We start from the raw sequence: 23,209 nt of genomic DNA, 5'->3' as shown, positions 1-23,209 counted from the left end.
TTCGTTTCGCGGGGCCGTCTGGCTTACCTTCACACGAGCAGCAGCCCGTCCTTGACTGCCGCGACGAAAGAGGACCAGCCACCGGCCGGGAAGATCAGCACCGGGCCGTTGGGGTTCTTGCTGTCCCGCACAGGGACGATAGCGGGAAGGCTGTCACTCACTTCCACGCACTGGCCACCGTCTGAGTTGCTGTAGCTGCTCTTGCGCCACTCAACGGTGCTCAGGTCGATGGATCGCATGGAACCTCCTCCAACACACGCAGGATGTACTGCCGCGACCCGTCCGGGGACAAGGCCAAGTCGCGTACCGCATCGTACATTTGCTGTAGGTACTCAACTTGGCTAGCTGTCTCGATGAGCTCGCCGTGACTAGCGCTCTCCACGTAGGCCACGGTACGGCCGTCCGGCATTCGCAGGAACATTACGTCCGTGTGCGAGAGGCTGTGCGGCCCCGCACTGTGCGGAAGCACCTGGAGTGCCACCTTCGGACGCTGAGACATGTTCGCCAGATGCGCCAACTGCTCTCGCCATGCGCCCGTATCGCGCAAGGGCGTGCGTAGCACGGTCTCGGAGAGGATGCAGCGGAAGTGTGGCGCCTCGTCGCCCTCCAGTAAATCTTGGCGACTCAGCCGGGCCTTGACCTGCGTGTCGATCTCGTCGCCCTTCAGGCGACCAGCTGTCAGCACCTCCCTCGCATATCCGGCCGTCTGAAGCAGCCCAGGCGGCACACCTACCGCGAAATGCCACAGGCTCACCGACTCCGCCTCCAGCGCCATGTACCGCCGGTACCGTTCACGGAACTGCGTGTGGTCCCCCGCTGCCAGCTCCCACAATGCGAGCAGCAGCCCAGGCGTCCCGTAGTGCTGGTCCAGTGCCTGGACGACCTCGGGACCGCCTAACGTCTCGCCCTTCTCCATCTTGCCGAACAAGGACCAGTCCCAGCCCAGACGTTCGCCGAGCTGCCGCAGGCTCGCTCCGCTGCCCGTCCGGAGGGTCCGCAGTTCCTCCGCGAACCGCTGGCGCGGCTCCTGGCTGCGGCCGGTGATCACTCGTCGCTGCGGCATGGCGCGCCCCTCCGGGACGAAGACGGTGTGGAAGGTGTGGAACCGGCGCCGTGGGGCGGGGAAGCACTCCGCCTCCCACAGCGTGGGCGGCCCCGTCCGGACTCATGCTCGTAGCGCCCGGACTACGCACGGTAATCCAGCCACGCGTCTCCGGGTGAGGGAACCAGCCGAAACCCCCCACAAAGAGAGGGCGCCACCATGACCTCGACGCTTCAGCCGCCCCCGCACGACGACGGCAACGGCACCACCTCCAGGTCCACCCCGCGACCACCCACCGCCAAGATCAAGGAGGCCCTGGCCGCCCGCGACGCGCTCGCCACCGCCCTCACCCGGGCCGGCATCCAAATCCCAGCCATGGACGTCCGTACCCCATGGCCGGATGACGACGACAACGACGGCCACGGACCGGACCACACGTCCGCCCGCCCCGCCGAGACCCGCTACGCGCTCGTCCACCTCGGGGTCGTCTCCGCCCCGGTGGCGCACTCCCTCGCCGAGGTCATCACGAAGGGGCTCACCCGGTGACGGACGGGCGGCATGTCCCGGCCGTCGGGGACACCGTCCGGGACACCGCCCTCGACCGGATCGGAGTCGTCATGGGCCACGAGGGACCACACCTCCGGCTCTGCCCGATCAACGGCGGCAGGTACTGGGACGCCGACCCGGCCGCCGTCCGACCCCTCGGGCCGGCCGAGGAACTGCTCGCGCACCTGCGAGCAGTGAACGCCCGGAGCAGGCAACGGCTCTGAGCCGCGCCACAGACCACCTCCCCACCTGACTGAGATCCGCCCCAACCCTTCTGCGTGATCCACACGCTGTCCTAGAATGATCGGGATCATCTCAGCGGCCCGCCGGGCTTCCGTTCCGCATGCGCGGACCTCTGGAGGACATGCCCCCACCCGCACGAGTCACTTCGTGCTGCCTGGGGGCATTTCTTGCTGTTCCGTGAGTCCGCGGCATCCGTGGCCGCCCGCATCCTCGAAGGGTCGCTGGCGCTGCACCTGACCGAGAACTTCGTGCACGCGCACGGCCGTCGGCCCGCAGATTCCGAGATCCGGTCCTGGGAACGGAGCCTCCCCGCCCTCACGAACGCCCTGCTCGACGCCGGGCTCGGCGATGTCGAGGTGCTGATCGAGTACACCCTGCCGCTGACCAGCAAGCGCGCCGACGCCCTGCTGGCCGGCGTACACCCCCGGACCGGCGAGCCCTCGTACGTGGTCGTGGAGCTCAAGCAGTGGAGCGAGGCCCACTCGCTGGAAGACGAGCCGCTGCTGTGCACCGTTCCGGCGTACGGCAAGCGCCCGGTGCTCAACCCGATCGAGCAGGTCCGCGGCTACTGCGAGTACCTCGTCTCCTTCAACGGGGCGCTGGAGCGGATCCCGCAGTCCCTGGCCGGAGTGGCGTTCCTGCACAACGCGACCGAGTTCGGCGTCGGTTCGCTGCGCAGCACCCCGGAGGACGTCCGGGGCCGCATGTACACCGGGGACCAGCGCGGCGCGTTCCTCGACTTCCTCCGCTCGCGGCTCGCGCCGAAGTCCGGTGCCCCCGCGGCCGACCTGCTGCTCCAGGGCAAGGTGCGGCCCTCGAAGCAGCTGATGAAGGTCGCCGCGGCCGAGATCCGCGACCGTGAGCAGTTCGTGCTGCTCGACGAGCAGCGGGTCGCCTACGAACTGGTGCTGTCCGCGGTCCGCAAGGCGAAGCGAGGCAACCACAAGCAGGTGATCGTGGTGACCGGCGGACCGGGTTCGGGCAAGAGCGTGATCGCCCTGTCCGTCCTCGGCGAGCTGTACCGCCGCGGGGTGCCCGCCCTGCACGCGACCGGCTCGGCGTCGTTCACCAAGACGATGCGCAAGGTCGCCGGCTTCCGCAAGCCCGAGGTGCAGAAGCTGTTCAAGTACTTCAACAGCTTCATGGACGCCGAGCCGAACGATCTCGACGTCCTGATCTGCGACGAGGCCCACCGCCTGCGCAAGACCTCCGCGGACCGGTACACCAAGGCTGCTCTGCGCACCGGCCGCCCGCAGGTGGCGGAACTGATCGACGCGGCCCGGGTGCCGGTGTTCCTGCTGGACCAGCACCAGGTGGTGCGACCCGGCGAGATGGGAACGAAGGAGGAGATCGAACGGGCCGCCGCCGAGCAGGGCCTCGACTGCACGGTGGTGGAGCTGGACAGCCAGTTCCGCTGCGGCGGCAGCGACGCGTACGTGAAGTGGGTCGCCGCCCTGCTGGGCCTGGAGGGCGACGGTCCAATCGACTGGGAGCCGGACGGCAAGGTGGAGCTGCGGGCCGCCGACAGCCCGCAGGAGATGGAGGCATTCCTCACCGCCCGTCGGGAACAGGACGACTACGGTGCGCGGATGGCGGCCGGATACTGCTGGAAGTGGACGACCGACATCACCCTGGACATGTCTGAACTCCCCGCCGACGTCTCCATCGGCGACTGGGCGCGGCCCTGGAACCTGGCCGGCGACCGAGCACGGCTCGGTGCCCCGCCGTCATCCCTCTGGGCCACCGATCCGGCCGGTTTCGGCCAAGTGGGCTGCGTGTACACCGCGCAGGGCTTCGAGTACGACTGGTCAGGCGTGATCATGGGGCCGGACCTGGTGTGGCGTACCGACCGCTGGGTGGTGGACCGCACGGCTTCGAAGGATCCGGCCTTCACCAAGGCCATTCACGACGACGACATCGACCGCCTCGTCCGCAACACCTACAAGGTGCTGCTGACCCGGGGCATGGTGGGCACCGTCGTCTACTCGACCGATCCCGAGACCCGGGAGAAGCTGCGCTCCCTCATTCCGCCTGCGTAACAAGTACGGCGGATGCTCTCGCGTGGTACGGCAGGGGCGAAATACGGTCATCGCTTGTCAGAGCCACACCATACGATCGGACCAGCCCAGCCTCTGCACGCGCCCGCCGGAGAGTGAGACCGCCCATGGCCCAGCAGCCGCCCCTGCTCCGCGATGTCATCGACATCAAGGAGTCCATCTCCACCTCGGACTTCGTCCTGCGGCTCTCGGAGGCGACGACCCCCGAAGGTGCGGAGCGGGCGCTGCGGGACTACGTGGTCACGGAGCGGCTGCTGGAGAACTTCGACGAGGCCCTCGGTCTGATCAGGGCGGCGCTCGACGGCCACACCTCCAAGGCGGCCTACCTCCACGGTTCGTTCGGTTCCGGTAAGTCGCACTTCATGGCGGTGCTCCACGCGCTGCTCAGCGGCAGTCCGGCGGCCCGCTCCCGCGACGACCTGGACCCGGTGCTGACCAAGCACGAGTGGCTCGGCACGGACGGCAAGCGGTTCCTGCTCGTGCCGTACCACATGCTCGGTGCCAAGGCCCTGGAGCAGCGCGTACTCGGCGGGTACGTCACGCACCTCAAGAAGCTGCACCCCGAGGCGCCGACCCCGCAGGTGTACCGGACCGACGCCCTCTTCACGGACATCCGGGCCATGCGCGCGCGGATGGGCGACGAGGCCGTGATCAACGGTCTCGGCTCTCTGGACCCGGCAGACGGGAGCTCCGACGATGACGACGAGTGGGGCGAGTCCTTCACCTGGACTCCGTCGCTGCTCGACACGGCGCTCGCCGCCGAGGAGGTCCACGAGGCGGGCCGGGCCCTCAACCTGGTGAGCCCCTCCACCCCTGCCGAGCTGCGGGCCCGGCTGGTGCAGGACGCGAGCACGAACCTCCTTCCGGGCTTCGCCCAGAACGCCGCCGAGGACGAGCACGGCTTCATCTCGCTCGACGTCGGCCTGTCCGTACTGGCCGAGCACGCCAAGTCGCTCGGGTACGACGGGCTGATCCTCTTCATGGACGAGCTGATCCTGTGGCTGGCCACACTGATCCACGACCAGAAGTTCGTGGCCCGCGAGGCCGGGAAGATCACAAACTTCGTGGAGGGCGGCGACGAGCGCCGCGCGATCCCTGTGGTCTCCTTCATCGCCCGCCAGCGTGACCTGCGCGAGCTGGTCGGCGAGGAGGTGTCGGGGGCGGCGGAGGCATCCATCCAGGACACGCTGAACCTCGCCTCCGGCCGGTTCGACAAGATCACGCTGGAGGACCGGAACCTTCCGCAGGTGGCGCACGCCCGTCTGCTGACCCCGAAGGACGCGGAAGCCGCGGCCCTGGTGAAGGCCGAGTTCGACAAGACCCGCAAGGTCCGCCAGGAGGTGTGGGACACCCTCCTCGGCTCCGACCGGGGCGCGGACGGCGTCGGCGCGGACGAGGACTCCTTCCGCCTGACCTACCCCTTCTCGCCTGCCTTCATGGACACCCTCGTCCACGTCTCCTCCGCGCTCCAGCGCAACCGGACCGGCATGAAGCTCATGGGGCAGCTGCTCGCCGACCACCGGGGCGAACTGCGCCTGGGCGACCTGATCCCGGTCGGCGACCTCTACCCGCTGATCACGGCGGGCGGCGACAAGCCGTTCACCGACAGCCTGAAGGTGGTCTTCGAGGCCGCGGACAAGCTGTACCGGACCAAACTGCGCCCCTACCTCCTCCTCACCCACAACGTGTCGGAGGAGGACATCGAGCAGTACGTCAACCGCCCCGACAGCATCACCGACCAGGAACTGCGGGCCCGGATCGAGCGGTTCCGGGGCGACAACCGGATCATCGGGACCCTGCTGCTGTCGGCGCTCGCCCCGAGCGTGCCGGCCCTGGCGGACCTGACGATCCGACGTCTGTCGGCCCTCAACTACGGCTCGGTGGTCGCCCCGATCCCCGGCCGTGAGTACGGCATCTTGAGCAACAAGGTGGAGGACTGGGCTGCCCGCTTCCCCGAGATCAAGAAGACCGGCACGGAGGCCAATCCGGGTGTCCGGCTCGAACTCTCGGGCGTCGACGTGGACTCGGTCATCGCCAACGCCAACGTCAACGACAACCCCGGCAACCGGCAGGCCCTCGCCAAGCGGCTCCTGGCCGAGGAACTGGGCATCGAGCACGGTCCGATCATCGCCGAGCTGGACTTCGTGTGGCGGGGCACCGACCGGGCCGTCGAGGTGACCTTCGGCAATGTCGCCGACGAGGATGAGCTGCCCGACCACGACCTGATGCCCCAGCTGGACGGCCGCTGGCGCATCGTGATCGACCTCCCCTTCAACGACCAGACCGAACACGGCCCCATCGACGACGTCCACCGGATGCAGCGCCTCCGGGAGAAGCAGGGGGAACCGTCCCGTACGGTCGCCTGGCTGCCCACCCACCTCGCCAGCCAGCGGTTCACTGACTTCCGCCGCCTCGTCGTCATCGACAAGGCCCTCGCCGACGACCAGCGGTTCGACGGCCAGTACGCGGGACACCTGAGCGCCGACAACCGGGCGCGGGCCAAGGGCCTCCTGGAGACCCAGCGGGAGGCCCTGCTGGCGAGGGCCAGGGCCGCCTTCAAGCAGGCGTACGGACTCGCCGACAAGAAGCCAACCGACGTGCAACTGGGCTTCGACGACCACCTGGTGTCGCTGCGCGAGGTCGAAGGGCTCACCCTGTCCTTCGGCCAGTCCCTCCACGACGGGATCCGGCACGTTGCGGGCAAGCTGCTCGCCTCGCAGTTCCCGGACCACCCCGACCTGGACGCGGACGGCAACCAGACCGTCGTCAAGCCGACCGACGCCAAGAAGGTCTTCGGCCACGTCCGCGCCGCCGCGGAGGCCCGGGACGGGCGCACCGAGGTGCCGGCCGCCGACCGGAACCTGATGCGCAAGGTCGCCGGTCCGCTGCGGCTCGGCCAGCAGAAGGAGGCGTACTTCGAGCTGTCCCACTTCTGGGCGGACCACTTCCGCCGGCTCGCCCGCGAGGAGGGCGTGACCGGCGACCTCAGCCTCATCACCCTCACCGACTGGACCGACCGGCCGGCGCCGCGTGGCCTGCCGGTCTTCCTCTCCCGGCTCGTGGTCGCGTCCTTCGCCGAGATGGACGACCGGGTGTGGGTACGGGGCGGCACCCCGCTCGACCCCGCGCCCGCGCTCCACGAGATCAAGGACCAGGACGTCCTGCGCAGCCAGCCGCTGCCCTCCGAGGAGCACTGGGAAGAGGCCCGCCAGCGCTTCCAGACCGTCTTCGGTGAGCCCGCACCGACGCTGCGCCGGGGCAGGATGGTCAACCAGCTCGCCCGCCGGATCGCGGAACTGGCCCGCTCCCACCGGGAATCCGCTGCCGAGCTGGTCACGCAGCTGGAGCGGCACGCCGCCTTCCTCCGGCTCGACGAGACCGTGGAGACGGGCCGCCTCGCCATCGCGCGACGCGCCGTCGCCCTCCTGGACGCAATCACGCAGCCCGCCGGCCAGGGCGGCGCCGCGGCGAAGAAGACCGTCGAGGCACTGGCCACCTTCGACTTCGGCCCGGTCGGCGCGGACCGGTTCGGGACCTCGGTCAAGCAGGCACGAGCCGTGGCGCAGGCCTTGGACACCGCGCCGTGGACCACCCTCGACCTGGCCTCCTCCGAAGGCCCCGAAGGAGACGCGCTGCTGGAGTCACTGCGCAATGCCGCCCGCAGCGACCAGCGGACGAACGACCTGAGGGACGCCCTGGACCGGACGCAGCGCGAGGTGCTGGCCCTGGTCAAGCGGAACCGGGCGACGCCCACCCCGCCGGCGCCGCCCGCACCCCCGGCGCCTCGTCCGCAGGACGTACCGCTGGACACGCCGAGCCGTCACCCCAAGGTCCCCGTCGACGGGCCCACCACCACCTCCACGGGCCTGACGGGGAAGATCCGGCGCTCCGGTGGCCGCCGCACCACCGTGGCCAAGGCCGTCGCCGAGCTCCAGGCCGAACTGGCCGAGCTCGCGGCCAAGGAGCCGGGCGCCACGGTCGAGATCACCTGGCGGGTCGTCGAGGCATGAGTACGGCGACCTCGAGCGGGATCGCGGTCCGGCTGAACCTTTCGACGATCACGCAGTACCTGTCCGCCCAGGGTTCCCTGGCCGACGCCCTGAGGGGCGTCGGAAGGCGGCGTGCTGTGCTGCTGCGATCGGCACCCCTGTGGGACGGGCCGTCCGAACCGGTCTGGGGAGACGGGGAATCGGCCCGCATCGTGGCGGCGCCCTCCCCTCTCGCAGTTCACGAGCTGCTCCTCGCCCATCTGACGCCGAAGGGCCGGACGCAGGGCCCGTCCGTTCTCGTCGTCCTCACCGACCGCGAGCAGAACGAACTCGACCCGGCCATCCTGGCCCGCGCCCACAAGCAGCGCATCGACACCCTGGACAGCTGGGAGCTCGTCCGGGACGCGTTCGGCACACGGCAGGTCGACCCCCGGCTCAAGGACTCCAACTGGGCCGCCGAGGCGCTGCTGGACGCCGCTCCGCCGAAGGGTGGCTGGCCCAGGGTGCCCGGTGTGGTGCTGTCCCGCCAGACGGCGTTGGCCGCACTGGCGCGGCGGCGGCTGCGGCTGCCCCCGTACGCGGAAGACGACGACGCGGAGGGCCAGGAGCGGTCGGCAGCCGCCGAGCGGCTGGACCCGCCCAGCCTGCTCGGCTGGTCCCTGATCCCCGGCGGCCCCGAACGGCTGCTGGAACTGCGCGGCCCGGAGCGCTCCGGGCTCGCCGAGTTCCTCGGCGAGGAAGAACAGGCCGGGCTCGCGGGACGGGCCCTGCTCGCGCTGGTCGAGGCCGACCACGGAGCAGAGGCCGTGGCCTTCGGCCTGGTCTGCGCGGCCCTGTGGTGCCATGCCGAACCGGACGCATCCGTGTACACCGCACGAGGTCGTGCGGAGCGGTGGTTCGGAGAGCGCTCACCGGCGGAAGGTGAGCAGTTCGACGCCCTGGCCGCCGCCTTCGGGCGGGCATCGGAGGAGTATGTGTGCGGGCTGCTGGTGGCGGCCGCCGCCAGTGGTGCGGACGCCTCGGAGGGCGCCCGTGAGGCCCGCCGGGTCTCTGACACGGTCCTGGACCGTGCCTCGTCGCTGGTGCGCCAATTCGGTGCGGAGGCAGCCGCGCAGGCAAGCCCCGTACTGCCCGCAGGCCTGGCTGCCCGGTTCACCTCCGTAGGACAGGCCCTGTCGTCCGGGGAGCCGGACGAAGCACTCTCCTCGGCGATCCGCACGCTCGCCGCCCACCAGCGGGCGGCCGGGCCGGACACGGGAGCCCGGATCGAGCGCACCCGTATGGCCCGGCGGCTCGTCCGCTGGCTGACCGGCGAACCGCCTGTCGAAGCGCTCACGGTGGCCCACGCCATAGAGCGGCATCTCACCGGCACCGGGTGGGTGGACCGGGCACTCGAACACATCGAAGCCGGCGGAGACCCGGACCCGACGCTGAAGGCCGCGTACGACCGGCTCGTCATCCGCGTCCGCGCACGGCGGCACGAGATCGACGAGCACTTCGCGGGTGCCCTGGCGACGTGGACGGCCGCGGGTACGGATCCTGGCACGATGCTGACCGTCGAGACCTTCCTCGACCGAGTGGTCAAGCCGATCGTCCGCGGTCCGGCAAAGCGACGCGTCCTGCTGCTCGTACTCGACGGGATGAGCGCAGCCATCGCCACCGAACTGGGGGAGGAGCTACGCGCCTCTTGGGCGGAATACGACCCGATGGGCGAGGGCGTACCCCGTCGCCGGGCGATGGCCGCCGCACTCCCGACCCTGACCTCGGTCTCCCGTACCTCATTGTTCGCAGGCAGGCTGATGGAGGGCACGCAGAAGGACGAGGCGCAGCTCTTTCCCGAGTTGCCACTGTGGGGCGGATCACCAGCAGCGGTGTTCCACAAGGACGACCTGCGGGCCGACAGCGCCGGAAACACCTTCGGCCCGGCGCTCACCGAGGCTCTCATGGACGGTCGCACCCATGTGGCCGTCGTCCTGAACGCCATCGACGACCGGCTCGCCAAGGAACGGAAGCTGGGGGACGGCGCCTGGCGGGCTGACCACATCCCCGCCCTCCTCGACCTGTTGCGCATCGCCGCCGGACAGGGCATGGCCGTCCTCATCACCAGCGACCACGGGCATGTGGTCGACCGGCACGGCGCGAAGGCCGAGACGGCGACCCCGTTGTCCGCCCGCCACCGGGCCACCTCGGACGGGCCCGCGGGACCGGCCGAGGTCCTGCTCCGCGGGCCTCGGGTAGTCGCGCCGGAGCCGGGCGCCTCCATCGTCGCTCTGTGGGACGCCGATTCCCGGTACACGGCCCGCAAGGCCGGCTATCACGGCGGAGCGTCCCTCGCCGAGTTCACCATCCCGGTGCTCGCCTTCCTGCCGTTCGGAGCGGATCCGCTCCCGGCATGGCGGGAACTGGGTGAGCAACGGCCGCCATGGTGGCTCCTCGACGAGCAGTCCTCGCGCCCTGCCCTCGCAACCGCGCCCGCGGCGGCTACTCCACCGAAGCGGCCGAAGCAGCACAGGGCCACACCCTCTCAGGCACGTCTGGCCGACACCCACGACGCCCTGTTCGACGTCGCGGTCGTACCGGCGGGCGAGGACGCGACGGCCCTGCTGACCCCGGCCGTGGTGGACCCGGACGACGCCCTCGTGGCAGCCCTCTTCGCAGCCGAGGCGTTCCAGGGCCAGATCGGGCTGCTCGCCCGCAAGCCCCCGATGGACAAGGTAGACCGCGCCGTCCGGGTCCTGCTCGAATCGGGTGGGACCCTGCCGGTCACAGCGCTCGCCCAGCGAGTCGGCTACCCGGCGACCCGCGCGGACGGCTTCGCCGCGACGCTGCGTCAGCTCCTCAACTACGACGGGGTCCAGGTCCTGGAGACGCTGCCCGACGGCCGGACCGTTCGGCTGGATATCCCCTTGCTCCGCATCCAATTCGATCTAGGCTGAATTCCTTTCGCCATGTACCGCACGGAATGAGCCAGGAGCCATGAGCGCCAACGATCGCGTACTGATCAACCAGATGGTCGAGGAACAGCGCAGCGCCCGCTCCGTTCCGCTCTCCTTCGATGCCACCTTCGAACGGTTCGCGTGCGCGCACGCCCTGCACGGGTTCGGGCTCTCGGAGGAGGAGATCGAGGCCGGTGTGATCGGTGGCGCCGACGACGGCGGCATCGACGGCGCGTACGTCTTCCTCGGTGGCCGGCTCCTGCACGAGGACAGCGAGATCTTCCAGCTGCATTCCTCGGTCGCGAGCATCGACGCAAAGACGCAGCTCACGCTCTGGCTCGTCCAGGCCAAGACCAGCCCCGCCTTCTCCGAGGTGGCCCTCGACAAGGTGGCGTCCACCTGCTCGAACCTTCTGGACATGGAGGTCGACGAGTCCGCCGTCAGCGTGCTGTACGACGACGACCTGCTCGCCCGCTTCGCCCTGTTCAGGAGGGCGCTGTCACGGCTGCTCACCCGCCACCCGACCGTCCTGATCAAGTTCTCGTACGTGACCCGCGGTGAAGCGGACCAGGTACATCCGAAGGTGCTGGCGAAGGCCAAGATCCTGGAGGCCCAGTTCACCAACGCCTTCGCCATCTCCACCGGCGAGGTCGAGTTCCTGGGACCCGCTGAGCTGTGGAAGCGCGCCAGCACCCTGCCCTCGTACACCCTGGAGCTCCCCTACCGGGAAAGCATCACCCACGGCACCAGCCACGTCGCGCTGGTCGCCCTGGGCGAGTACATAGAGTTCCTGAGCGACGAGACCGGGATGATCAAGTCCCACATCTTCGACTGGAACGTCCGTGACTACCAGGGCGACGTGGAGGTCAACCGTGAGATCACGGCGTCCCTCCAGAATCCAGAGGCCCCCGAGTTTTGGTGGCTCAACAACGGCATCACCATCGTCTGTTCGCAGGCGACCTCGGTCGGCAAGCGGCTCAGCCTCTCCGACGTGCAGATCGTGAACGGCCTCCAGACCTCGTACACCCTTCACGAGACGCTGCGCGAGAGATACGTCGCCGATCCCTCCGACCCCGTGTTCGACCGCCTCGTCCAGGTACGCATCCTCGTCACCGCGGACCAGGCCGCCCGCGACGCGGTGATCCGTGCCACCAACCGGCAGACCACCGTGCCGGTCGCCTCGCTCCGGGCCACCGACGACATCCAGCGGCAGATCGAGTCGTACTTCCTCGAACACGACTGGTTCTACGACCGCCGCAAGAACTTCTACCGGAACCAGGGGAAGCCTGCCGACCGCATCGTCAGCATCCCGCTCCTGGCACAGTCGGTGATGGCCATGGCACTGGGGCGGCCCGACTACGCCCGTGCCCGCCCCTCCAGCCTGCTGAAGTCCGACTCCGACTACGGACGGGTCTTTTCCGACAAGACCGAACTCCCGGTCTACCTGTGGCTCGCCCGGGCCCAGCGTCACGTCGACGACTTCCTCCAGTCGAGGTCCGAGCCGATCTCGCGCTCGGAATACACCAACCTCCACTTCCACCTGGCGATGCTCGGCGCCATCGACCTGCTGGGCAAGGTGTTCAGCAGGCCGGACTCGCTCGGCAACGCCGCCCGTGAGGGCGTCTTCCCGAGCCCTGCCCGCCTCGAAGCCCTGTGGCAGGCGCTCAAGGAGCAGTTCGAGACCTTCCAGAAGGAGAAGAAGTGGGGGCCGGACAAGACCGCGAAGAGCGGTGACTTCGTCACGTATCTGACGTCCAACCTCGGCTACGGAGCCCTGCGCCAGCGGTGATTCCCGGGCACGAAGGGCGTGCGACCGCGAATGGAACAATGGGGACCGTGACCGTTCCCCGCACCTCCGCCGTCTCCGCCGCCCGGCGGCGCACCGCCATCGACGCACTGCGTCGCGGCGCCGTCCCCGAGAGCGGTCTGGACCTGCTCGCCACCGGGCTGGACCGCTTCGAGTCCGCGCTCGACGCGGAACTCGACGCGGTCGCCTCCGGTGCCTCGGTGTTCAAGGCCGTCCGGGGCGAGTACGGGTCCGGCAAGACCTTCTTCACCCGCTGGCTCGGTGAGCGCGCCAAGCAGCGCAACTTCGCCGTGGCGGAGATCCAGATCTCGGAGACGGAAACCCCGCTGCACAAGCTGGAGACCGTATACCGGCGTCTCACCGAGCGGCTCACCACAACGAGCTTTCCGCCCAGTGCACTCCGGCCGGTGGTGGACGCCTGGTTCTACGCGCTGGAAGAGGACGCCCTGGCCGCCGGGGCGAGCGAGGACGAGCTGAGCGGTGAGGTGGAACTGCTGCTCGCTGCCCGGCTCAGCGAGGTGTCCCGGCATGCCCCCTCGTTCGCCACGGCGCTGCGCGGATACCGGACTGCGCTCGCCGAGGGCGACGAAGCGACGGCAGCGGCCGTCCTCGCCTGGCTCGGGGGGCAGCCCCACGTGGCCTCCGCTGCCCGTCGGTCCGCCGGCGTCCGCGGGGATCTTGACCACTTCGGGGCCCTGGGCTTCCTACAGGGCCTGCTGACCGTCCTACGGGACTCCGGGCACCGGGGGCTGTTCGTCGTGTTGGACGAGGTGGAAACCCTCCAGCGGGTACGGTCCGACGCCCGGGACAAGGCACTCAATGCGCTGCGCCAACTCATCGACGAGATCCACTCGGGACGGTTTCCCGGCCTGTACCTGGTCATCACGGGAACGCCCGCCTTCTACGATGGCCAGCAGGGCGTGCAGCGGCTCGCGCCGCTGGCCCAGCGACTGGCCACCGACTTTACGACGGACCCTCGCTTCGACAACCCCCGGGCCGTCCAGGTACGGCTGAGCGGCTTCACCCAGGAGTCACTGACGGACCTCGGGGTGAACATCCGCAGCCTGTACGCGGCCGGCGCCACCGCCCCCGACCGGATCAAGGCTCTGGCCGACGACGCGTACATCTCCGACCTGGCCAGAGCCGTGGGCGGGGCACTCAGCGGGAGAACCGGAGTTGCACCGCGACTCTTCCTCAAGAAGCTTGTTGGCGATGTCCTGGACCGGATCGACCAGTTCGAGGACTTCGACCCTCGCCGGCACTATCGGCTGACAGTGACGAACGAGGAACTCACGGACGTGGAACGGAATCTGGCCGGCACCCCGACAGCCGCAGACATCGATCTGGACCTGTGATGGGCTCCTCCGCGGACCCCGTCGACCGGCTCGACCCCGTTATCCTCCATCACGTGGTCAACACGCTTGGCTGGCCGGACCTGCGTCCGCTGCAACGGGCCGCGATCCATCCCGTGATGGACGGCGAGGATGTGATCCTCCTCGCCCCGACGGCCGGAGGGAAGACCGAGGCCGCCTGTCTGCCGATCCTCTCGGCGATGTCGGCCCAAGGCTGGACGGGGACTTCAGTCCTGTACCTCTGCCCGCTCAAAGCACTGCTCAACAACCTCGTCGCCCGCGTGGACTCGTACGCCCAATGGCTCGGGCGCACCGCGTCCCTCTGGCACGGGGACACCAGGGAATCGCAACGACGGCGAATCCGGACCGATCTGCCCGACGTCCTGCTGACCACGCCGGAATCGCTCGAAGCAATGCTGATCGGTGTAAAGACGGATCACGCCCACCTCCTGGGCGGCATCAGGTCCGTCATCGTAGACGAGGTACACGCCTTCGCCGGCGACGATCGGGGCTGGCACCTGCTGGCAGTGCTTGAGCGTCTCGAGCGGGTGGCAGGACGTCCGATCCAGCGGATCGGACTCTCGGCAACCGTCGGAAATCCCCAGCAGCTGCTCTCCTGGCTGCAAGGCTCGGGGGCGGGACGACGCCCCGGTCAGGTCATCGTGCCCGAACTCCACCCGGGGGGGCCGAAGCCTGCCGGTCTCCCGGGATCCACGGAGACCGACGACCCGCCGCCCGGAGACATCGAACTCGACTACGTGGGGTCCCTCGCCAACGCCGCCAAGGTCATCGCGGCGCTGCACAAGGGCGAGAAGCGTCTGGTGTTCTGCGATTCCAGGCGCCAGGTGGAGGAGCTCGGCGCGGCGCTGCGGGCGCGTGAGGTCACGGTGTTCCTGTCGCACGCCTCGCTCTCAGCGGACGAGCGGGCCAGGTCGGAACAGGCGTTCGCCGAGGCCCGCGACTGCGTCATCGTCTCCACGTCGACCTTGGAATTGGGCATCGACGTCGGCGACCTGGACCGAGTCATCCAGATCGACTGCCCGGGCACGGTCGCGTCCTTTCTCCAGCGCGTCGGCCGTACCGGACGCAGGGCAGGGTCCACCCGCAACTGTCTGTTCCTGGCCACGCGCAAGGAGGCCCTACTACAAGCCGCGGGTTTGCTCCTGCTCTGGGGCCGAGGCTGGGTCGAACCGGTCGTCGCGCCGCCCGAGCCGCGGCACCTCGTCGCGCAACAGCTCCTCGCCGCCACGCTGCAGCAGCACAAGCTGGGCGATCAGGTGTGGCCGGACCAATGGAACGGGCTGGCCCCGTTCGACCGTTCGGCAGCTCCCATCCTGCGACACCTCGTGGACGAGGGGTTCCTGGACTCCGATGGCGGCCTGATGTTCATCGGCCCCGAGGCAGAACGTCGTTTCGGGCGGCGTCATTTCATCGAGCTGACCGCCTCGTTCACCGCTCCCCCGCAGTTCACCGTTCTGTCCGGGCGCACAGAGATCGGACAGATGGATCCCACCGTGCTGACCGAGGAGCGACCTGAGCCCCGCCGCCTGCTGCTCGCCGGTCGCAGCTGGCAGGTGACCTTTATCGACTGGGGCCGCAAGCGGGCCTTCGTGGAGCCCGTCGACGGGGGAGGCATCGCCAAGTGGTCGAGCGGCATGCTCACCGGCTTGTCCTACTCACTCACCCGCGCCATGCGCGAGGTATTGCTTGGCGCCGATCCACTGGTCTCCCGCACCGGGAGAGCGGATGCGTGCTTGCGGGAGTGGCGCGAGGAGGAGGCACCTCACTTCGTCCACCCCGGTGGGACAATCGTGGCACGACGGGGCGACGACGTCCGCTGGTGGACCTGGGCCGGCTATCGCGCCAATGCCACACTGGGGGCGACGCTACCGTCGATCACCGACCCGGTACAAAGGCCGACCGACTGCTACGTCCGACTGCGAGAGGATCTGACGCCGGACATGTGGCGCACCGCCCGAAAGGCCGCCGGACCCGGTTCGACGCTGGTGATTCCGGACGTTGACCAGCGAGCTGTTCACGGATTGAAGTTTTCCGCCGCTCTGCCGCCCCGGCTCGCGACAGCGACCGTCGCCGCCAGGCTGGCCGACTTCGACGGAGCACGTGCCGCCCTGGCAGAACCGGTACGGTTCTTCACTATGTGACCCCCAACCCGCCAGAGCGCGCCGCCCGGCATGGACAGGTGGGGCCTCAGCGCTCCTCACGACGTTGAGCGTTGCGCTGGGCCTGGGGCGGTTCGTCGCCATGCAGGGCAGCGAGCACGTGGCTGCGCTCGCCCCGGAAACTCCGAATGACCTGCTGACGGACCAGGTCAGTGCTCGTTCCTGTCGTTCCGATCTGCCCCGTCTCGACAAGCCGGGTGAACAGCGTGTTGTCCAGGTATCCCGGCACATTCTTGTAGCCGAAGCGGACGGCGCCACCCCTGCCGTCCTTCAGACGTGCGTCGCGCCTCAGGGATTCGAACTGGCGCCTGGAGAAGTACATGCCGTGGATCATTTCCGAGGTGTGGGGCAGCAAGGAACGTGGGTGGCACAGCTTGATCCAACTGGGGCTGGGGTCAAGCCGCTGCTCGTTACCGACGCCGCGGTTCAGCTCCGCATAGCGATCCAGGCTCGCCATGCGGTTCAGCTCCTTCTGGAGGTTTCGGTCGCTGTTCGGGTAGTAGAAGCCTCCTCGTTCCGCGTCAAGCTTCTTGTACTGGATCAGCACCATGCTCTGGCGGGCGACGTTGTAGAAGATGATGTCGCAACCGAGGAGGCTCTCCACCGGGGTCCTGTTCGCATTGGCCACCAGGAGGGTGCGGCCATGCTCATGAAATTTGCGCCATGCGACGTGGCTGGTGCGTTCGGTCAGCCAGCCGAGCATGCCTTCGGCATCGTGGGCCACCAGGTGGTCTTCCAGAGCCGGATGCGTATGCAGTGGCTCTTCCTCGAAGGCGAGCGAGGCAGACTCGTCAGGGGCATCTAAGGGCCTGCCCGACCCACGAACCGCGGGCACCAGGTCGAGGAACTGCAACGGCACCGAGTCGTCGTACAGTTCCTCGGCCGGTGGGTCCCACTCGGCCAGGGTCTGTGCTTTGAAGCCTGCCATGCGGGTGGCGCCGATCGTCGCGTCACGCTGCAGAGAAATGGCCTGTCCTGCTGCCGAGGAACCGAAATTCCAGGGCTCTGTGGAACCTTCGATCAGGTCGACGACCTCTCGCAGCTCGGGTCGCAGCCGAAGCAGCATTGCGCGCAGCGCCTCACCGGTTCCCTTGGTCTGCTGTCCCTCCTCCACCAAGTGTCGCTGCAAGTTGCCGGGAACTGCGTCCAAGAGCTCGGTCAGTGCAAGTGGGCGGCGAAGCGGCCGCACTTGGGTGATGCGGAGCTGCTGTTCCTTGTCCGCTGCCCGCTTGCCCCGCCTCGACTTGCCCACGTGGGTGATACAGAACTGTCCGTACCTGTCTGCGGAAGCGATCAGCAAAAGATGCCGCCCCTTGGGCCAGAACTCCAGCGGGCGGGTAACCGTCCACTCCCACTCAAGGCGCCGAGCCTGATGCAGCTCCTCGAGCCACCTGAGGTCGTCGAGCTCGTAGTCCCGACACTTGATGATCGCTACCATGCCGTCATTCTGCTGCTTCGGTCCGCTCAATGAAGGCCGTCATCCATTTCCCTCTTCTCCTTGTTCCTTGTCCCGCAGGGACGTCGCCCGCTCATCGGTCAGAGCCGCCCTCGCGCAGCGACGGGCGGTTGGCGCCGCGGGTCGGGGCGCCGGTTGGACGGGGCGGCCGATCCGGCTCCGGTGCTCGGCTGGGTGGACGTGCCGTACGGCGAGTCCGCGGCCGGCAGCGGCGGCCTGTCCTGGCGCAACCAGGCCGAGGCGGACCAGGTGCGGCGGACGGTGGGCGAGCTGCTGGCACGGCTGCCCGGGGACGCCACGGTCGGGGTCGTGACACCCTTCCGCGCGCAGAAGGAGGCGCTGGCCCGGGTGTGGGCCGGTGACGACCGGGTCCGGGTCGGTACGGTGCACGCCTTCCAGGGCGGTCAGCGCGACGTCATGGTTCTGAGCCCGGTGGTCACGGACAACACCCCGCCGAGGACCACGCACTGGGTGGCGAGCCAGGTCAACCTGTGGAACGTCGCGGTCACTCGTGCGAAGTCCCAGCTGATCACGGTGGGGAGCCATCGCTTCTGGCAGGGGCAGGCGGGGCTGCCGTCCCTGCTCGCGGAGCGCTCAACGGTGCTGTGCGCGGGGGCCTCCGCAGACCAGGACACGGTCACCGGTCCCGCGACGCCGCCCGGATTCCGCGAGGAGCTCGCCGACCGGCTCCAGAAGTACCTCGGCACTCGTGGCGTCACCGACCTGGAACGCGCGGCAGCGGTCGGCGGGCACACGGTGGACCTGCTGTTCACCGTGGACGGGGAGAACACGGCGGTGCTCATCGACACGGGCCCCCTGCCCGGGCAGGATCCCGCCCGCCATCTGCGGCTCATCCACGCGCGCGGTGACCTGCTGATCGGGCTGCCCTCAGGAGGCCGGGGAGCGAAGCCCGCGCCGGTGACCCGGTCTGTGCGGCTGCCGGCCTGGCGGGTGGGTGCCGGCCGGGGAGGCGGTGTTGGATCCGCTCCTCGCCTGACCGCTCCCGTGCGGGACGGGGGCTGCCGGGGGCCCGGGTCAGGTGCGCAGGCTCCGGACGACGTACGACATGTGCTGGACGTTTCCCACGCGGAGCCAGACCGTCGCGTTGCCCGTCCCGGACGGACCCCGCCCGTGCGCGCAGTCCCGCAGCCAGCTCTCCCCCGCGCCGGCCGCCGCGCCCCGGAAGTCCGGCAGCTCGGTGAGCTGCCGGGCTGCCGCCCGGTTGACGGTGATACGGTCCTCGCCGCGGGCGAGGACCTTGGCGAGGACGAACGACTCCTCGGTGGTGTAGCGGAGCGTTCCCCAGGGTGGGCCGCCTCCTTGGGACGTCTCGCGCGCAAGGGCCCGGACGGACTGGATCCCGTAGTCACCGTGGCTGAGCCACCGTGCATAGCCGCGGCCGCTGTCCGACAGCTCGCGCCAGGTGTGCCAGTCCATCCGGGGTTCGGCGTGCAGACCGTGCTCCAGCTTCTCGGCGGTCACCTGCGGGAACGCGCCGCTGAGCACGGCGGCGGTGCGCCACGGGATCAGGGGCATCAGGAAGTCGAGGGCGCGCAGTGCCTCCTTCGTGGCCTCGGCCCGGTCTGCCTGCACGGCGGCCAGGTCGAGCAGGAGGTCAGTCTCGACGGCTGGATCCACCCGTGCGAGGAGATCGGCCACGGCGAGAGCGGCGGCGCCGTCCCACTCCCGGGGCATGGCAACCCGTATGCCGAGGCCGTTCCCGCAGGCCTGGGCATGGACCAGGCAAGCTGATTGGTGTGAAACGGGACGGTCAGGGCCCGTGACCGGCCGCAGTGGGCCCAGTTCGCCCAGTTCCGCCAGCACGGCCGCGAGGGCGGTCAGCTGTGCCGCGTCGGCGAACGGGGCGTCGAGCCAGGCAGGGTGGTGGCGCTGCCTCCTGCTCACGGCGTGCGCGTCACGCCGGGTCTCCGCGCGGAGGACGTCCGGGGGAAGGCCCGATCGCGGAGGCAAGTTCCACAGTGGTGCGACGGCTGACTGGACGGCCGGGTCCAGTTGCTGGTAAGCGGCCAGGGCGTGCGGCTTGGCCGGCAGGACGGGAACGTACAGCGGTCCGGACATGGCGGCTCCCCCTCGGCTCTGCCCGTGCCCTCTTCCCTCGCCCCCAGGTTCTCCTGTTTCCGGACACCCCGAAACAGCGCGCTTCCAGCCCGATTGGCCGAAAAGACCCAGGCTGCCGGTCACTCGGGCAGGTCAGCCCCGCAACCTCGCCGTGCCCGCCATGCGATGGCGCTGGTCGTCAGGGCATCGGCAAGAACGACGGCCGGCCGCCGTGAAGCCGATCACGTCAGGCTGCCGCCCAGTTGGGCGACAGCCTGACGCAATACGTGAACGCGAACCCAACCTGATGCCACAGGTCAGGCGTCGTCGCGGATGGGCTCCAGGATGGCCACGCACTCCATGTGGTGGGTCCCTGAAATAGAATCCAGCCAAAACGGGTGAAAGGAAACCACAGGTCAAAGGCCCGTGTAGCGCAATTCAGACAGGCTGCCGGTGCGCGTTACGTGCAGAGTGGGCACTATGCGCAGCGGCCTGACGCTTCTCACCCGCCCGAGCACCGCGGCGACGACTCCCGAGGCCACTCGCAGCCATGTCTTCCTGGCCCTGCTCATCCAGACCGAGGGATCGGCCGGCGTTGTCGTAATCGTGCGCAAGGCAGTCACACGACCGGGCAGGCGAGTTGACGTCATCGGGCACGGGATCGGACAGCAACGACACCAGGGCCACCCGGCGTTGCCGGTGCGCGTCGCATCACTGAGGGCGGAGGCAGGCCCATACCCTCTTGCCTCTTCCGTCCCTGTTCAGCCAGAACGACCATTGATCGGCGAGTGAGGCCACCAGTCCAAGTCCGCGGCCGGATTCGGCTGATGGCGCCGAGTTGCTTGGTGTGGGTTGGGCGGTGGAGTTGTCCTCGACCTGGATGATGAGGGCGTTGCCCGGCCGCCATGTCAGGTCGAGGCGGATGTGCTCGTTGTGACCTTCGGGTTTCGTGCGGCCGTGAACGACGGCGTTGGTGGCCAGCTCGCTGCAGATCAGGAGGGCGTCGTCCTCGAGTTCGGTGCAGCCCCACTCGTCGAGCTTGGCGGCGGCGAAGCGGCGGGCGGCACTGGCGGCTTTCATGTCGCTGGGGATCTCCACACCGGCTGACACCGTTGTGGGGTCTTGGGTGATCGAAGCCGTGACGTGCCGTGACGCCTCAGGTTCCAAAAGTGCTGTCTGACGGTTCATGTGCGGGCCCTCCACGCACCTGCCGGTGGCTTCGGACCCGGGAGCGACGACCGAGATGCAAGACGAGCACGGTGACACTGGGACGATCCTGGCGGACGGCGGAGCCGTCGCCCACCCGCCGGAGCCCGCGAGAGCGGGTCCGGCCCATAATTCCATGATGCGGAATCTTTATTCCATTCACGGAGTATTAAAAAGGTAGAAAACGCCGCTTGATTCGTCAATAGCCATCAGTCGATCGACGTGCATGGGGGTGGATTCCGGAGGTTCCTCCAATTCCGCTCAGCGCAGGGCGCCTGGATGCTGCCCCCCGGAGGCCTGGCCGACCGAGGCCCGCAGGTCTTCACCGGCATCGCTCCCGAGAGGCTCCGGCGCAGCGCATCCGTCTTCCTCGTCCTGCGCGCACAAGGCCCGCGGATCCCCACTGGCCGCGCCGTCAGCCACTCAGGCCCCGCCTGGTGGCTTCCGACTCAGGCCGACGGCCAGGCCGCAGAACGCGGCGAAGCCGTTGAAGAGCGGGCTCGGCGCGGTCCCGCGCCTGTGGGCATGCCGCGGGAACGGGTCGCGCGGCATGCCCTGATTCATCGGCGCCGTCGGACTGAACGTGGGGGGACGTGCAAGTGACTGTCGATGCCGTCGAAGGCGTTGACGTGTGCGGTGGGGATGTGGCTCTCGTTGGCTTCGCTGCCGCGCCCGAAGTGGTTGAGGAGCAGGTTGAGGAGGACGGCGACGAGGCATCCCGCCGTGATGCCCGATCCGAGCACCAAGGTGACGGGCGCGGGGAGGCGGTCGTAGAAGTCGGGTGATGCGACGGGGATGAGGCCGAAGGCGAGGGCGACGGACACGATGATGCCGTTGTGCCCGGTGGCGAGGGAGGCCTTGGCGAGGGTGCGGATTCCGGCGACGGTGATCGAGCCGAAGAAGACGACTGCCGCGCCGCCGAGTACGGGCAGCGGTACGAGTGCGACCAGCGAGCCCAGGGCCGGCACGAGGCCCATGAGGACCAGGATCGCGCCGCACAGGGTGACCGCGTACCGGCTGCGGATGCGGCTGATGGCGACCAGGCCGACGTTCTGTGCGTAGGAGCAGCTCACGAAAGCTCCCAGGGCGCCGCCGAGTGCGGTGCCCAGCCCCTGGGCCCGCAGGCTGCCCGCGATGACGCGGTCGTCGACCGGCCTGTCGACGACCGTTCCCACCGCGATCAGGGAGGCGGCGGACTCCGTCATGGAGACGAGCGTGACGACGAGCATGGTGGCGATGACCGGCGCCTCGAACTGCGGGGCGCCGAAGGCGAACGGCTCGGGGAGCGCGAACAGCGGCGCCTGGGAGAGGTGGTGGAAGTCGACCTTGCCCATCGGCACCGCGGCGGCTGTGCCGGCGATGAGGCCGAGCAGGATCGCCACCCGTTGCAGGAATCGTCCGCTGAGGAGCCGGTGGAGGAGGAGGGTGAAGGCGAGGGTTCCGGCGGCGAGCGCGAGGTTGGACGGTGAGCCGAAGCCGGGGGAGGTGGGGTCGCCGCCCCGGGCCCACTGCCCGGCCACCGGCAGCAGTGAAAGGCCGACCAGCGCGATGACGGAACCGCTGACGACGGGCGGGAAGAAGCGCAGGAGCCGGCAGAAAGCCGGCGCCAGGAGGAAGCAGACGGCCCCGGCGACGAGGGTCGCACCGAACACCAGGGGCAGGGTGTCCTGCCCCCGTGACACGGAAGCGGCCAGGACAGGTGAAACCACGGCGAACGAGACGCCGTTGGTGACGGGCAGCCCGGCCCCGACACCCCAGATGCGCAGGGTCTGGGCGACGGTGGCCAGGCCCGCGACGACCAGGCTCGCGGCCAGCAGAGTGGTGAGCTGTGCCGCGGTCAGGCCGAGCGCGCCGCCGATGATCAGCGGTGGCGCCGCGAGGCCCGCGTACATGCTGGCCACGTGCTGCAGGGCCGCGGGGAACATCCGCCTCATCGGCAGCACTTCGTCCGCGGGATGGACGGGGAGGGGCGGGGTGGAGCGGTCGTGCGTGAAGGGCCTAGGGGCGCGCATGGGGACAGTCCCTCCGAGAGACCGACCGCCCGGCCGGCGCACGGCGGGGACGGTTGAGAGCGAAGCACGGCCGGACGAGCCGGACAGGTGGACGGACCTGCCCGGAGGGATGCGGAAATCGCGCCGGATTCCGGGATACGGAGAATGCCACGATTTCCTTATTGCGGAATTTGCTTTCCACTGTGGACGGCCTTGACCTTACGAACGGGCCCCCCGGTCGTCAACTCCTCCAGGCGGGCCATTTGATTGCTGGGATTCTTTGGAGGTACGCACAACCGTCACCTGTAGGGGCGATCAACGCGCGTCAACCGGCCTCCCCGAGCGC

14 protein-coding genes and 1 pseudogene are annotated in these 23,209 nt (G+C 69.2%); 9 read left to right on the top strand and 6 right to left on the bottom strand.

Going from position 1 to position 23,209, the window contains the following annotated elements; genetic code table 11:
• Positions 1-29: 29 nt before the first annotated feature.
• Both IF09_RS0109425 and IF09_RS0109420 read right to left on the bottom strand, forming a co-directional pair.
• Positions 30-239, bottom strand: coding sequence for a DUF397 domain-containing protein (locus tag IF09_RS0109425; RefSeq protein ID WP_030293910.1), 210 nt, complete (start codon positions 237-239; stop codon positions 30-32).
• Positions 221-1,063: a helix-turn-helix domain-containing protein gene (locus tag IF09_RS0109420; protein WP_030293908.1), complete on the bottom strand. Its 843-nt coding sequence runs from the start codon at positions 1,061-1,063 to the stop codon at positions 221-223. Before IF09_RS0109420 ends, IF09_RS0109425 begins: the two co-directional genes overlap by 19 nt.
• Positions 1,064-1,261: 198 nt before the next feature.
• On the opposite strand from IF09_RS0109420, the gene IF09_RS0109415 reads away from it, so the two are divergent.
• From IF09_RS0109415 to IF09_RS0109380, 8 genes are all read left to right on the top strand, one after another.
• On the top strand, positions 1,262-1,588 hold the full coding sequence (locus tag IF09_RS0109415) for a hypothetical protein (protein WP_030293907.1): 327 nt from the start codon (positions 1,262-1,264) through the stop codon (positions 1,586-1,588).
• The gene (locus tag IF09_RS0109410; RefSeq protein ID WP_030293905.1) at positions 1,585-1,812 is read left to right on the top strand and encodes a hypothetical protein; all 228 of its coding nucleotides are present in this window, start codon (positions 1,585-1,587) and stop codon (positions 1,810-1,812) included. Before IF09_RS0109415 ends, IF09_RS0109410 begins: the two co-directional genes overlap by 4 nt.
• Positions 1,813-1,998: 186 nt before the next feature.
• The gene (locus IF09_RS0109405) at positions 1,999-3,870 is read left to right on the top strand and encodes a DUF2075 domain-containing protein (protein WP_030293903.1); all 1,872 of its coding nucleotides are present in this window, start codon (positions 1,999-2,001) and stop codon (positions 3,868-3,870) included.
• Between the two features lie 125 nt (positions 3,871-3,995).
• Positions 3,996-7,898 carry a BREX-2 system ATPase PglY gene (pglY, locus tag IF09_RS0109400; protein WP_030293901.1) on the top strand — a complete coding sequence of 1,301 codons (3,903 nt, stop codon included), beginning with the start codon at positions 3,996-3,998 and terminating at the stop codon, positions 7,896-7,898.
• Entirely contained in the window at positions 7,895-10,813 is a 2,919-nt protein-coding gene (gene pglZ, locus IF09_RS0109395) for a BREX-2 system phosphatase PglZ (RefSeq protein ID WP_030293899.1), read from the top strand. The genes pglY and pglZ overlap by 4 nt, the downstream gene beginning before the upstream one ends.
• Positions 10,814-10,853: 40 nt before the next feature.
• On the top strand, positions 10,854-12,602 hold the full coding sequence (locus IF09_RS0109390) for an AIPR family protein (RefSeq protein ID WP_051832291.1): 1,749 nt from the start codon (positions 10,854-10,856) through the stop codon (positions 12,600-12,602).
• A gap of 38 nt (positions 12,603-12,640) precedes the next feature.
• Positions 12,641-13,975, top strand: a complete 1,335-nt coding sequence (gene brxD / locus IF09_RS0109385; protein WP_030293895.1) for a BREX system ATP-binding protein BrxD — start codon at positions 12,641-12,643, stop codon at positions 13,973-13,975.
• Positions 13,975-16,134, top strand: coding sequence for a DEAD/DEAH box helicase (locus IF09_RS0109380; RefSeq protein WP_030293893.1), 2,160 nt, complete (start codon positions 13,975-13,977; stop codon positions 16,132-16,134). The genes brxD and IF09_RS0109380 overlap by 1 nt, the downstream gene beginning before the upstream one ends.
• Positions 16,135-16,180: 46 nt before the next feature.
• On the opposite strand, the gene IF09_RS0109375 is transcribed toward IF09_RS0109380, so the two are convergent.
• On the bottom strand, positions 16,181-17,620 hold the full coding sequence (locus tag IF09_RS0109375) for a hypothetical protein (protein ID WP_158709939.1): 1,440 nt from the start codon (positions 17,618-17,620) through the stop codon (positions 16,181-16,183).
• Positions 17,621-17,770: 150 nt separating this feature from the next.
• Here IF09_RS0109375 and IF09_RS46870 point away from each other — a divergent pair.
• Positions 17,771-18,142 (top strand): annotated as a pseudogene (locus IF09_RS46870) (AAA domain-containing protein); the annotation flags it as partial.
• 501 nt (positions 18,143-18,643) lie between these two features.
• Here the strand turns inward: IF09_RS46870 and IF09_RS0109365 are convergent.
• From IF09_RS0109365 to IF09_RS0109355, 3 genes are all read right to left on the bottom strand, one after another.
• Complete coding sequence (locus tag IF09_RS0109365; RefSeq protein WP_030293887.1) at positions 18,644-19,687, bottom strand: beta family protein; 1,044 nt, start codon at positions 19,685-19,687, stop codon at positions 18,644-18,646.
• A 690-nt stretch (positions 19,688-20,377) separates the two neighbouring features.
• Positions 20,378-20,854 carry an ATP-binding protein gene (locus IF09_RS42755; RefSeq protein WP_158709938.1) on the bottom strand — a complete coding sequence of 159 codons (477 nt, stop codon included), beginning with the start codon at positions 20,852-20,854 and terminating at the stop codon, positions 20,378-20,380.
• Positions 20,855-21,432: 578 nt separating this feature from the next.
• On the bottom strand, positions 21,433-22,884 hold the full coding sequence (locus tag IF09_RS0109355) for a nucleobase:cation symporter-2 family protein (RefSeq protein ID WP_051832289.1): 1,452 nt from the start codon (positions 22,882-22,884) through the stop codon (positions 21,433-21,435).
• Positions 22,885-23,209 lie beyond the last annotated feature (325 nt).

Origin of the sequence: Streptomyces katrae (assembly GCF_000717655.1) — a bacterium.
Classification (GTDB): Bacteria; Actinomycetota; Actinomycetes; order Streptomycetales; family Streptomycetaceae; genus Streptomyces; species Streptomyces katrae_B.
This window is presented reverse-complemented; position numbering and strand designations above follow the sequence as displayed.